The following is an 11,934-nucleotide window of genomic DNA, read 5'->3' as shown; positions in this document are numbered from 1 at the left end:
ATGAAAAAGCTCAAAATTGTCACGATTGGTGGCGGCTCAAGCTATACGCCGGAATTGATCGATGGATTTATCAAACGCTACGACGAACTGCCGGTCACTGATTTCTACCTGCTGGATATCGAGGAAGGGAAAGAGAAACTGGAAATTGTCGGCAAACTCGCCCAGCGCATGGTGAAAGACGCAGGCATTCCGATGAATATTCACCTGACGCTGGACCGTGAGGCGGCGCTGAAAGACGCCGATTTCGTCACCACCCAGCTGCGGGTCGGCTTCCTGGATGCGCGTATCAATGATGAGAAAATCCCGCTGAAATACGGCGTGCTCGGCCAGGAAACCACCGGTCCCGGTGGATTTATGAAAGCTCAGCGTACCATTCCCGTGCTGCTGGATATCTGCAAAGCGATGGAAAAATGGTGTCCGAATGCGTGGCTGATTAACTTCACCAATCCGGCGGGCATCGTGACCGAAGCCATCACCCGCCACTCGGCGATCAAAACCATCGGGATTTGCAGCGGCGCGAACAGCATGATGATGGATATCGCCAAAGCCTATGACGTCAAAAAAGCGGATATTTACGCGCGCATTATCGGTCTGAACCACCTGATTTTTGCCGATAAAATTTACGTGAAAGGTGACGATCTCACCGACGATTTTATCGAGAAACTGGCCGTCGGCAGCGCCAATAACTCGCTGAAAAACATCCCGGATATCGGCTTTACCGCACGCTTTGCCCGCGCGCTGCATATGTACCCGATCTCCTATCTGAAATACTACTTCCTGACCCGCGAAATGACGGAAACGGCGATCCACGATTCAGAGAAAAAAGGCACGCGCGGCGAGCAAACCCGTGAGATTGAGAAAAAGCTGTTTGAGCTGTATCAGGACCCGAACCTGAACCACAAGCCGAAAGAGCTCGAGCAGCGCGGCGGCGCGTGGTATTCGGACACAGCCTGCTCGATCATTAGCTCTATTTTCAACGACAAAAAAGAAGTCCACGTGGTAAACACCGTCAACAACGGCGCAACGCCCGATCTGCCGGATCACGTCACCCTGGAAACCAACGCCGTGATTGATAAAAACGGTGCTCATCCGCTGGCCTATGGCAGGCTACCGGTGAAAATTCGCGGGTTGATCCAGAGCGTCAAAGCCTACGAAGAGCTCACCGTCGAAGCCGCCGTCACCGGGGATTACGCCACCGCCCTGCTGGCGCTGAGCATCAACCCTATTGTGCCTTCCGCCGCCATTGCCGAGCAGATCCTCGACGAGTATCTGGAAGTGAACCACGCTTATTTACCTCAGTACAAACGCTAAGGAACTGCGATGAACATTGAAATTGTTGAAGATTACCCGGCGCTCAGCGCCTCCGTGGCCCAGCGCGTGATCGACACCCTCACGCGTAAACCCAATGCATTGATCTGTATTGCCGGAGGCGATACGCCGCTCGGCGTGTTTGATGCCCTTGTACGTGCCAGCGAAGAAGGGAAAGTCGATTTTTCCCATGCCACTTTTGTCGGCCTGGACGAGTGGTTAGGGTTGGGCAAAGCAGACAAAGGAAGCTGTCGGGAAATGGTCTGGGGGCATTTCTTCAGCCGCCTGACGCTTCGCGATGAACAAATCTGCTTCTTTGACGGCTTAACCACCGACCCGGCGCAGGAGTGCCGCCGCGTGGATCGCTTCATCAGCGAACACGGTGGAATTGATACGATTGTGCTGGGGATCGGTATGAATGGGCATATCGGTTTCAATGAGCCAGGCGCGGCCATTGATACGGAGTGTCACGTGGTCGATCTCGATGAAGTCACTCAGTCCGTTTCCGTGAAATATTTCGGACAGGCGCGCGACGTGAAACAAGGGATTTCCCTGGGGATGAAAACAATTCTGGCGGCGAAGTCAGTGATTGTGATGGCCAGCGGGGAGAAAAAAGCCGCTATCGTGGCGCGAACGCTGCGCTCAGATATCGACGCCAGTATTCCAGCAACGCTGCTTAAAAACCATCCGCAGGTGCAGATGCTGGTGGATAAACCCGCCGCGACGCTGCTTTAATCGGTCCGACAGGCGCGACTGCGCCTGTCATCTTTCAATACGCATATTTTTGACTCGGAACAGATCTGCGCGGTTGTAGCTTATCGAATAGTTAAAGGCTTTTTTATCGCTGAGGCGGGTAACTTCGGTAATTTTCAGCATCGCCTGTCCGGGCGTAATATCCAGCAGTTTTGCTAATTCGCGGTCGAAAAGCGCCGCTTCAATCAGGGAATCTGCGTCGCTGATTTTTTTACCGGTGTACTCTTCGATATAACCATACAGGGACCCCTTTTCAAGAACGGACTGGGGAATATCAGCAATAGTTTGCAGAGGAATATTAGTGTCTTCGACCAGAACAGGCTGACCATCGAGGAGGCGAACGCGGCGGATAAAATAGACATCGTCGCCAGGCTTAATCTCAAGATGTTGTGCTAGCGCGGTATCGGCGTGAATAGTCGTAAAGGTGATTAAGCGACTGGTGACATTCACGCGTCCCTGAAATTCACGAGAAAAACCCAGGATGCTGTCGCTCTTTTCATTGTTGAGGATATAGATATTGCTGTCGGTGTTTTTCAGCACAAACATGCCTTTGCCATGAATGCGCTCGATATACCCTTCCTGAACCAGATTCGCCATCGCTTTTTGCACCGTCACCCGCGTCACGTTATAGACGCTTGCGAGGTCACGCTCGGATGGAATGCTTTCCCCGATTTTATATTTCTGGTCGAGAATATCCTTTTTAATCTTCTCTTTTATTTCCAGGTATTTATGCATGATTCCCTCACGACGTCCTGACGGATCGTTACTTTACCATGTGTGCATAATTTAGAAATAAAAAAGCCGGGTGGCGGCTACGCCTTACCCGGCCTACGATGCATTTTTGTAGGCCCGGTAAGCGCAGCGCCACCGGGCATTTTACTACGGGCGATACACCTTCACATTGGTGAAACCTTGCTCGCGCAGATAAAGCGCCTGCAGACGGCTCATTACACCGCGCTCACACCACAACAGATAGGTTTTGTCTTTCTCCAAATCGCCAAACTTAGTGCTCAGCTTATAAAAAGGCAGAGAGACAATTTCAACGCCCTCGACTTTCAGCGGGCTGGCGTCCTGTTCATCGCTGGAGCGAATATCGACAATCACATCGTTCGCGCCAAAACCGGTGACCGTTTCGACTTCAACGACGTCCTGATCGGTCTGCTGCGCGATTTCACGGATATCGACGTTGGTCGCTTCCGCTACCACTCTGTCGAGGATCTCGAAATCGAAGTTCTGCTCTTCCGCTTCGATCTTCGCCTTCACCGCTTTCACGGTTGGGCTTTTCGAAATCACACCGCAGTATTCCGGCATCGTACGGGCAAAATCTTCGGTACCGATTTTACGCGCCAGGTCGATGATGTGCTCTTTGTCGTGGGAGATAAGCGGACGCAGGATCAAGGTATCGGAAACATTATCGATCAAACGCAGGTTAGTCAGCGTCTGGCTGGAGACCTGACCCAGCGCTTCGCCGGTGACCAGTGCCTGCACGCCGTAGCGCTCGGCCACTTTAGACGCCGCGCGCACCATCATACGTTTCAGCACCACGCCCATCTGGCCGTCATCCACTTTTTCGAGGATTTCGCCAACCACTGGCTCGAAGTTGATCGCGACAAAACGCACGCGGTGGGAGCTGCCAAAACGGTTCCACAGGTAATGCGCCACCTGACGAACGCCGATTTCATGCGCCGCGCCGCCGAGGTTAAAGAAGCAGTAATGCACGCGACAGCCGCGACGCATCAGCATGTAACTAGAGACACCGGAGTCAAAACCACCGGAGATCAGCGACAGCACATCTTCCTGCGTGCCGATCGGATAACCGCCGATACCTTCGTAACGGCCTTTGACCAGCAACAGGCGATCGTTTTCGATCTCCAGATTGACGGTCACTTCCGGGTTGGTCAGTTTTACGCGCGCGGTTTCAACGTGCTGGTTCAGACCGCCGCCGACATAACGCTCGGCTTCGATCGAGCTGAATTCATGTTTGCCGCGACGCTTCACGCGCACGCAGAAGGTTTTGCCTTCGATCTGATCGCGGTACTGAGCCAGCGCCAGTTCAAAAATATTGTGCAGCGAGGTGAAAGGAACATCTTCCACATCCAGAATATGGTGAATACCGGGAATGCGGGTCAACGCATCGCGAATATCCAGACGCTTATTTTCGTCTTTCGCGCGGACTTCAACGTGATCCCAGTGACGAACCACGGCAAGCGTTTCGTCATAATCTTTTAAAACGTTACGAATGTTTCCGGTCAGGATTTTAATAAAGCGCAAACGCACAGATTGGCTTTTGATGGTGATTTCCGGGAACAATTTAATGATAAACTTCATGGCGGCAATGTTTCTTAGGCAAGCCAGTAAAGGCTTGTGATGGAAAGAGTACAGCAGCCCACATTGGTGGCTGCATCCAGGCGCAGAAGTATACCACCATCGTGTGCCTCCTGTGCACATTGCGCGTTATTTGCTTATCTGCCCGAGTCCGTTACCATGACGGAGCTGAAAACATGAGAGTTAACATTCACTATGCCGAAGAAAAATGACGCACCAGCCAGCTTCGAAACTGCGCTGAGTGAACTGGAGCAAATTGTCACCCGTCTGGAAAGTGGCGATTTGCCACTGGAAGACGCGCTCAATGAATTTGAACGCGGCGTGCAGCTTGCGCGCCAGGGGCAGGTCAAATTGCAGCAGGCGGAACAACGCGTGCAGATCCTGCTTTCCGATAGCGAAGATGCCGCCACAACCCCTTTTACACCGGACGCTGAGTAAATGGATTTCTCCAGAGAGCTTCAGGTTTGCGTGGAGCGTGCCAACGATGCGTTGCGTCGTTTTATCGAACCACAGCCTTTTCAGAACACTCCACTGGTTGAAGCCATGCACTATGGCGCACTCTTAGGTGGAAAACGCCTGCGCCCGTTCCTGGTGTACGCCACGGGTAATATGTTTGGCATCAGCGATAACACGCTCGATGCGCCAGCGGCCGCCGTTGAATGCATCCACGCCTATTCGCTGATCCACGATGATTTACCGGCAATGGACGACGACGATTTACGTCGCGGCCAGCCAACCTGCCACATTAAGTTCGGCGAAGCCAATGCCATTCTGGCGGGTGATGCGTTGCAGACCCTGGCGTTCTCGATTCTGAGCGATGCGCCGATGGCAGAAGTGTCCGACCGCGATCGTCTGGCGATGGTCTCCGAACTGGCGATGGCCAGCGGGATCGCCGGAATGTGCGGCGGCCAGGCGTTAGATCTGGAGGCGGAAGGTCGTCAGGTTAATCTGGAACAGCTGGAACGCATTCACCGCCATAAAACCGGGGCGTTGATTCGCGCAGCCGTTCGCCTGGGCGCACTGAGCGCGGGTGAACAAGGGCGTAAAGCGCTGCCCGTTCTGGACAGGTACGCTGAAAGTATCGGCCTGGCTTTCCAGGTTCAGGATGACATTCTGGATGTGGTGGGCGATACTGCAACATTGGGAAAACGTCAGGGCGCAGACCAGCAACTTGGCAAAAGTACCTACCCCGCCCTGCTGGGACTTGAGCAAGCCCAACGTAAAGCCCGGGACCTGATCGATGATGCCCGCCAGTCGCTGAATCAGCTGGCAGCACAATCACTGGATACCTCGGCACTGGAAGCGCTAGCGGACTATATAATCCAGCGTGATAAATAAACTATAAATCTCGATGAGCCTTTGATGAGTTTTGATATTGCCAAATACCCGACACTGGCGTTGGTTGACTCCACCCAGGAGTTACGTCTGTTGCCGAAAGATAGCCTGCCGAAGCTGAGCGACGAATTACGTCGTTATCTCCTCGACAGCGTGAGCCGTTCCAGCGGACATTTCGCCTCCGGGCTTGGCACGGTGGAGCTGACCGTTGCGCTGCACTACGTCTATAACACGCCGTTTGACCAGTTGATCTGGGATGTCGGCCATCAGGCTTATCCACACAAAATTCTCACCGGTCGTCGCGATAAGATTGGCACAATTCGTCAGAAAGGCGGTCTGCACCCGTTCCCGTGGCGCGGTGAGAGCGAGTTCGACGTATTAAGCGTTGGCCACTCTTCAACGTCGATCTCTGCGGGTATCGGCATTGCCGTCGCGGCAGAAAAAGAGAACAAACAGCGTCGCACCGTCTGCGTGATTGGCGATGGCGCGATCACGGCGGGTATGGCGTTTGAGGCGATGAACCACGCGGGCGATATCAAGCCCGATATGCTGGTTATCCTCAACGACAACGAAATGTCGATCTCGGAAAACGTCGGCGCGCTCAATAACCACCTGGCGCAACTGCTCTCCGGCAAGCTCTATTCCAGCCTGCGCGAAGGCGGCAAAAAAGTCTTCTCCGGCGTTCCGCCAATCAAAGAGCTGCTGAAACGCACCGAAGAACATATCAAAGGCATGGTGGTGCCCGGCACCCTGTTTGAAGAGCTGGGCTTTAACTATATCGGTCCGGTCGATGGACACGACGTGCTGGGCCTGGTCACCACGCTCAAAAACATGCGCGACCTGAAAGGCCCGCAGTTCCTGCACATCATGACCAAGAAAGGGCGCGGCTACGAGCCAGCGGAAAAAGATCCGATTACCTTCCACGCCGTTCCGAAATTCGACCCGACCAGCGGCTGTCTGCCAAAAAGCAGCGGCGGGATGCCGAGCTATTCGAAAATCTTCGGCGACTGGCTGTGCGAAACAGCGGCCAAAGACAATAAGCTGATGGCCGTGACTCCCGCCATGCGCGAAGGCTCCGGCATGGTTGAGTTCTCCAAAAAATACCCTGATCAGTATTTTGACGTGGCTATTGCTGAACAACACGCAGTCACTTTCGCCGCCGGTCTGGCGATTGGTGGTTATAAGCCGATTGTGGCGATCTACTCCACCTTCCTGCAGCGCGCCTACGATCAGGTGATTCACGACGTCGCGATCCAGAAGCTGCCGGTGCTCTTTGCTATCGACCGCGCTGGCATCGTCGGCGCAGACGGACAAACGCACCAGGGCGCATTTGACCTCTCCTTCCTGCGCTGCATCCCGGACATGGTGGTGATGACGCCGAGCGACGAGAACGAGTGCCGCCAAATGCTGTTTACCGGCTATCACTACCAGGATGGTCCGAGCGCGGTGCGCTATCCGCGTGGCAATGCGGTCGGCGTTGAGCTGGAACCGCTGGCGAAACTGCCGATCGGCAAAGGCCTGGTGAAGCGTCGCGGTGAAAAACTGGCGATCCTCAACTTCGGCACACTGATGCCAGAAGCGGCTAAAGTCGCGGAATCCCTCAATGCGACGCTGGTGGACATGCGTTTTGTGAAACCACTGGATGAAACATTAATTCTGGAGATGGCAGCGAGTCATGATTCGCTGGTAACGCTGGAAGAGAATGCCATTATGGGCGGCGCGGGCAGCGGCGTGAACGAAGTGCTGATGGCCCATCGCAAGGTGGTTCCGGTGCTGAATCTCGGTCTGCCAGACCACTTTATTCCACAAGGCACTCAGGACGAAGCCCGCGCGGCGATTGGCCTGGATGCCGCCGGTATCGAAGCCAAAATCCTCAGCTGGCTGGCGTAATATCCCTCCTCTTTTCCCTCCTGCTATGCTTAAAGGATGTGTTTTAAGCAATCAGCAGGAGTGGAAGCATGCAATACAATGCATTAGGAAAAACAGATCTTAAGGTTTCCCGTCTTTGTCTGGGCTGTATGACCTTTGGTGAACCCGCACGGGGAAACCACGCCTGGACGCTCCCGGAAGAGAGCAGCCGTCTCATTATCAAACACGCCATTGACGGCGGCATTAATTTCTTCGATACCGCGAACAGCTATTCCGACGGCAGCAGCGAAGAGATTGTCGGCCGCGCGCTGCGTGATTTTACCCGTCGCGACGAGGTAGTTGTGGCCACCAAAGTTTATTATCCATCCGGCGATTTGGCTGAAGGGCTTTCCCGCGCGCAAATCCTGCGATCCATTGATGACAGCCTGCGACGCCTGAACATGGAGTATGTCGATCTGCTGCAAATCCATCGCTGGGATTACAACACGCCGATTGAAGAGACGCTCGAAGCCCTGAACGACGTGGTGAAAGCGGGTAAAGCGCGTTACATCGGCGCGTCGTCAATGCACGCCTCGCAGTTTGCCCAGGCGCTGGATTTGCAGGCGCAGCACGGCTGGGCGCGCTTTGTGACCATGCAGGATCATTACAATCTTATTTATCGCGAAGAAGAGCGCGAGATGCTGCCGCTTTGCTATCAGGAGGGCGTGGCGGTGATCCCCTGGAGCCCACTGGCACGCGGGCGTTTGACCCGTCCGTGGGGTGAAACCACCGCACGTTCCGTTTCCGATGAAGTCGGGAAGAATCTGTATAACGACACCGAAGCCAGTGATGCGCTGATCGCCGAACGTCTGGCGGGTATCGCCGAGGAGACGGGCGCTACGCGCGCGCAGGTGGCGCTGGCGTGGTTACTGAGCAAACGCGGGGTTGCGGCACCGATTATCGGTACATCGCGCGAGGAGCAACTGGACGAGCTGTTGAATGCGGTAGATTTGACGCTTACGCCGGATCAGATCGCCGAGCTGGAGACTCCGTATCAGCAGCATCCGGTGGTGGGGTTCAAGTAGTTTCTATTGTGCGGCCTGATGCCCTCACCCCGGCCCTCTCCCACTGGGAGAGGGAGAAAACATTAAAAACGGCAACGATGTTGCCGTTTTACTTTTACCTTGCGCCACCGGGCAACAGGCCGCACAAACTCACGCGAAGTGATCGTAGCCTTTCCAGTCGAGCGCAACTGGCGTGCCGTTTTGCACAAACTGCATCCCTTCACTTTCCGGCAAAATCTGCCCGATACAGGTGAACGGCGCACCAAGGTTCCCCAGCGCCACATCCAGCGTACCGCGATTTAGCTCTGGAACCGTAAAGCACAGCTCGTAATCTTCGCCGCCTGATAGCGCCCATCGCAGCGCCTGCTCAGGTTCGACGTGTTTACGGATTTGCTCCGAGAGCGGGAAAGCATCAAGATCGACACGCGCACCCACGCCGCTGGCTTTCAGAATATGGCCGAGATCGGAAATCAAACCATCGGACAAATCGATCGCCGAACTGGCGCGTTCACGCAGCGCCTGACCGTGCAAAATCCGCGGCGTCGGGCGCAAATGGCGCTTCACCAGATACGCCGCATCGTCTGCGTCGTTAACAGTAAGGCGGTCCTGCAAAATCGCCAGCCCCGCGGCGCTGTCGCCCGGCGTACCGGTGACATAAATCCAGTCGCCCGGCTTCGCGCCCGAGCGTTTCAACGCGCGACCTATCGGCACATAACCGTGGATCGCCAGCGTCATCGACAGCGGACCAGCCGTAGTATCACCGCCAATCAGCTGCATATCGTAATAGTTGAGTTGTTCAAACAGCGCGTCGCTGAAGGCTTCAAGCCAGGTTTCATCGACGTTCGGCAACGTCAGGGCCAGCGTCAGCCATGCCGGATCGGCACCCATCGCCGCCAGATCGCTCACGTTGACCGCCAGCGCTTTGTACGCCAGATCGGCAGGATCGATATCCGCGAGGAAGTGACGCCCGCACACTAAGGTGTCGGTACTGATCGCCAGGGTCTGTTTTTCGGGAATATTAAGAAGTGCGCAGTCGTCGCCAATGCCCGTTTCAACATCAAGACGGGAGGTACGAACACGGTCAAAATAACGGGCAATCAGGGAGAATTCGCCGCATGCCATACGTTATGCCTCAGCAAATAAAATAAAAAACCGGAGCCGCACAGCCAGGCGGCGGTGCGAAACTCCGGTTTGCGGATCACTTTTTGTGGGGACGGATCGCAGGTGCGGCTTTATCCAGCACGCCATTCACAAATTTGTGGCTGTCTTCAGCACCGAAGGTTTTCGCCAGTTCGATAGCTTCGTTGATGGCCACTTTATATGGCACATCCTGACGTTTAGACAGCTCAAACAGCGCGATGCGCAGCACTGCTTTCTCAACCTGACCCAACTCTTCGAGCAGACGGGACAGGTACGGCTTCATCAGACCGTCGAGATACGCGCTATTAGTCGCCACTCCCGACAGCAGTTCACGGAAGTACAGGACGTCAACGTCTTTGACGTCTTGTTCCGCCAGGAACTGGTATTCAACATCAGAGATGTCGTTCTGGGACAACTGCCAGGAGTAAAGCGCCTGGACGGCACACTCACGGGCGCGGCGACGAGCAGCAGGTTTCACGGAATTCCCCTTACAAAAAAATCAGGCCTTAATGGCTTTCAATACGTTGATCATTTCCAGCGCGGTCAGTGCAGCTTCTGCACCTTTGTTACCGGCTTTGGTGCCAGCGCGTTCGATGGCTTGTTCAATACTTTCGGTAGTCAGCACGCCGAATGCGACAGGGATTTCAGAATCCTGTGCCACGTGCGCCAGACCATTGCTTGCACCACCCGCAACGTATTCGAAGTGAGCAGTGCCGCCACGAATTACCGTACCCAGCGCAATCACCGCGTCATATTTACCGGTTTTCGCCAAAGCACCCGCTGCCAACGGCAGTTCGTAGGCACCTGGAACCCAAACAACGGTAATATTGTCATCTTTGACCTGGCCAATACGTTTCAGGGCGTCAATCGCACCATCCAGCAGGCTGTCGTTAATGAAGTTGTTGAAACGCGCAATAGTGATGGCGACGCGAGCGTCCGGGGTAGCAACAGCAGCTTCAATAATGTTCATACTCTTCCTTTACGGGTTCATTTGGCCCCGCAGGGGGGCGGATTTTATCATAATACTTCACGCACTGCTTCTCTATTTCAGAAAGCCTCACGCAGGGGTTAAATGCAGGCACACGTCCGGGCCAACCTGCCGAATTTCACTAAATTTGAGTTGAGGTGCATCGGCCAGTTTTTCAAGGCCGGGCAGCACAAACAGGCCGCGCGCATCACTACCTAACAGTTTAGGCGCAACGTACACAATCAGTTCATCCACCAGCCCTGCCTGCAACAGCGCACCGGCAAGCGTCGGACCCGCTTCGACCCAGATGCTATTCACCTGCTGTTTGCCGAGCAGCATTATCATCACCACTAAATCGATGTGGCCGTTATGTTCTGGCACCATAAAATGGCGTACCGCGTCCGGCCATTCGCGGCTGTCTTCCTGCGTGCGCGCAATCCAGGTTTCTCCAGGCTGCTGCACGATGCGGTGCGCGGGCGTCACACGATTCTGACGATCCAGCACAATGCGCAGCGGCTGGCGCAGATTCTCCTGCGGATAGAGCGCCTGGGTATCGGCGTCGAGCTCGTCCCAGCGCACGGTCATCGCCGGATCGTCCGCCAGCACCGTTTCACTGCTGGTGAGAATAGCATGGCTTTGCGCGCGCAGACGTTGCACATCGCGCCTTGCCTGAGTAGAAGTAATCCACTGGCTTTCACCGCTGGCCATCGCCGTACGCCCGTCAACGGATGCGCCGAGTTTTAGCTGAATGTACGGAAAGCCGGTACGCATCCGCTTGAGAAAACCTTTATTCAATGCCTCGGCATCGTTCATCATCAGCCCGTGGCTGACATCGATGCCCTCTTGTTGCAGGCGATATAATCCGCGCCCTGCTACCTGCGGATTCGGGTCCTGCATGGACGTGACGACGCGCGCAATACCCGCTGCAATGAGTGCTTCGCAGCACGGCGGCGTGCGCCCGTGATGGCTGCATGGCTCCAGCGTTACATAGGCCGTTGCACCACGCGCTTTCTCGCCCGCCATGCGCAAGGCATGGACTTCGGCGTGCGGCTCACCGGCGCGATAATGAAAACCTTCGCCGACAATCTCGCCGTCTTTAACAATCACGCAGCCGACATTGGGGTTAGGATGGGTGGTGAATCGACCGCGCTGCGCCAGCTTCATCGCTCGCGCCATGTAAATCTCATCTTGCAT

General features: G+C 55.1%; 12 protein-coding genes. 6 read left to right on the top strand and 6 right to left on the bottom strand.

From position 1 onward, the window contains the following. Together C3708_RS20715 and C3708_RS20710 are read left to right on the top strand one after the other, a co-directional pair. Entirely contained in the window at positions 1 to 1,311 is a 1,311-nt protein-coding gene (locus C3708_RS20715) for a 6-phospho-beta-glucosidase (protein WP_103950110.1), read from the top strand. Between the two features lie 9 nt (positions 1,312 to 1,320). Then, positions 1,321 to 2,043, top strand: a complete 723-nt coding sequence (locus C3708_RS20710) for a glucosamine-6-phosphate deaminase (protein WP_103950109.1) — start codon at positions 1,321 to 1,323, stop codon at positions 2,041 to 2,043. A 27-nt stretch (positions 2,044 to 2,070) separates the two neighbouring features. Here the strand turns inward: C3708_RS20710 and C3708_RS20705 are convergent, their stop codons facing one another. Then, positions 2,071 to 2,796 (bottom strand): GntR family transcriptional regulator, encoded by a 726-nt coding sequence (locus tag C3708_RS20705; RefSeq protein ID WP_095280987.1) that lies wholly within the window; start codon positions 2,794 to 2,796, stop codon positions 2,071 to 2,073. 144 nt (positions 2,797 to 2,940) lie between these two features. After that, positions 2,941 to 4,389, bottom strand: coding sequence for a tRNA uracil 4-sulfurtransferase ThiI (gene thiI, locus C3708_RS20700; protein WP_095280986.1), 1,449 nt, complete (start codon positions 4,387 to 4,389; stop codon positions 2,941 to 2,943). Between the two features lie 192 nt (positions 4,390 to 4,581). Here thiI and xseB point away from each other — a divergent pair, with 192 nt between their 5' ends. The 4 genes from xseB to C3708_RS20680 all read left to right on the top strand — a co-directional run bounded on the left by xseB (position 4,582) and on the right by C3708_RS20680 (position 8,654). Next, positions 4,582 to 4,824, top strand: coding sequence for an exodeoxyribonuclease VII small subunit (gene xseB, locus C3708_RS20695; RefSeq protein WP_100777420.1), 243 nt, complete (start codon positions 4,582 to 4,584; stop codon positions 4,822 to 4,824). Then, positions 4,825 to 5,724, top strand: a complete 900-nt coding sequence (gene ispA / locus C3708_RS20690) for a (2E,6E)-farnesyl diphosphate synthase (RefSeq protein WP_103946810.1) — start codon at positions 4,825 to 4,827, stop codon at positions 5,722 to 5,724. A gap of 24 nt (positions 5,725 to 5,748) precedes the next feature. After that, positions 5,749 to 7,611, top strand: coding sequence for a 1-deoxy-D-xylulose-5-phosphate synthase (dxs, locus tag C3708_RS20685; protein ID WP_103950108.1), 1,863 nt, complete (start codon positions 5,749 to 5,751; stop codon positions 7,609 to 7,611). Positions 7,612 to 7,679: 68 nt separating this feature from the next. After that, a complete protein-coding gene (locus tag C3708_RS20680) occupies positions 7,680 to 8,654 on the top strand; it encodes an aldo/keto reductase (RefSeq protein ID WP_103950107.1) in 975 nt (324 codons plus the stop codon). Between the two features lie 129 nt (positions 8,655 to 8,783). On the opposite strand, the gene thiL is transcribed toward C3708_RS20680, so the two are convergent. The 4 genes from thiL to ribD all read right to left on the bottom strand — a co-directional run bounded on the left by thiL (position 8,784) and on the right by ribD (position 11,934). Next, a complete protein-coding gene (gene thiL, locus C3708_RS20675) occupies positions 8,784 to 9,755 on the bottom strand; it encodes a thiamine-phosphate kinase (RefSeq protein WP_103950106.1) in 972 nt (323 codons plus the stop codon). A gap of 76 nt (positions 9,756 to 9,831) precedes the next feature. After that, a complete protein-coding gene (gene nusB / locus C3708_RS20670) occupies positions 9,832 to 10,251 on the bottom strand; it encodes a transcription antitermination factor NusB (protein WP_095280980.1) in 420 nt (139 codons plus the stop codon). Between the two features lie 21 nt (positions 10,252 to 10,272). Further along, on the bottom strand, positions 10,273 to 10,743 hold the full coding sequence (ribE, locus tag C3708_RS20665) for a 6,7-dimethyl-8-ribityllumazine synthase (RefSeq protein ID WP_095280979.1): 471 nt from the start codon (positions 10,741 to 10,743) through the stop codon (positions 10,273 to 10,275). A gap of 87 nt (positions 10,744 to 10,830) precedes the next feature. Further along, entirely contained in the window at positions 10,831 to 11,934 is a 1,104-nt protein-coding gene (ribD, locus tag C3708_RS20660; RefSeq protein WP_103950105.1) for a bifunctional diaminohydroxyphosphoribosylaminopyrimidine deaminase/5-amino-6-(5-phosphoribosylamino)uracil reductase RibD, read from the bottom strand.

Origin of the sequence: Lelliottia sp. 7254-16, from assembly GCF_002922995.1 — a bacterium.
Classification (GTDB): Bacteria; Pseudomonadota; Gammaproteobacteria; order Enterobacterales; family Enterobacteriaceae; genus Enterobacter; species Enterobacter jeotgali.
Note: the sequence above shows the minus strand (reverse complement) of the source record. Positions and strands in the feature narration are given on the sequence as shown.

What these genes read in the sequence shown, in the direction of transcription:
- C3708_RS20715 (WP_103950110.1), top strand. Translation starts at nt 1, where the DNA reads ATGAAAAAGCTCAAAATTGTCACGATTGGTGGCGGCTCAAGCTATACG.
- C3708_RS20710 (WP_103950109.1), top strand. Translation starts at nt 1,321, where the DNA reads ATGAACATTGAAATTGTTGAAGATTACCCGGCGCTCAGCGCCTCCGTG.
- C3708_RS20705 (WP_095280987.1), bottom strand. Translation starts at nt 2,796, where the DNA reads ATGCATAAATACCTGGAAATAAAAGAGAAGATTAAAAAGGATATTCTC.
- thiI (WP_095280986.1), bottom strand. Translation starts at nt 4,389, where the DNA reads ATGAAGTTTATCATTAAATTGTTCCCGGAAATCACCATCAAAAGCCAA.
- xseB (WP_100777420.1), top strand. Translation starts at nt 4,582, where the DNA reads ATGCCGAAGAAAAATGACGCACCAGCCAGCTTCGAAACTGCGCTGAGT.
- ispA (WP_103946810.1), top strand. Translation starts at nt 4,825, where the DNA reads ATGGATTTCTCCAGAGAGCTTCAGGTTTGCGTGGAGCGTGCCAACGAT.
- dxs (WP_103950108.1), top strand. Translation starts at nt 5,749, where the DNA reads ATGAGTTTTGATATTGCCAAATACCCGACACTGGCGTTGGTTGACTCC.
- C3708_RS20680 (WP_103950107.1), top strand. Translation starts at nt 7,680, where the DNA reads ATGCAATACAATGCATTAGGAAAAACAGATCTTAAGGTTTCCCGTCTT.
- thiL (WP_103950106.1), bottom strand. Translation starts at nt 9,755, where the DNA reads ATGGCATGCGGCGAATTCTCCCTGATTGCCCGTTATTTTGACCGTGTT.
- ribE (WP_095280979.1), bottom strand. Translation starts at nt 10,743, where the DNA reads ATGAACATTATTGAAGCTGCTGTTGCTACCCCGGACGCTCGCGTCGCC.
- ribD (WP_103950105.1), bottom strand. Translation starts at nt 11,934, where the DNA reads ATGCAAGATGAGATTTACATGGCGCGAGCGATGAAGCTGGCGCAGCGC.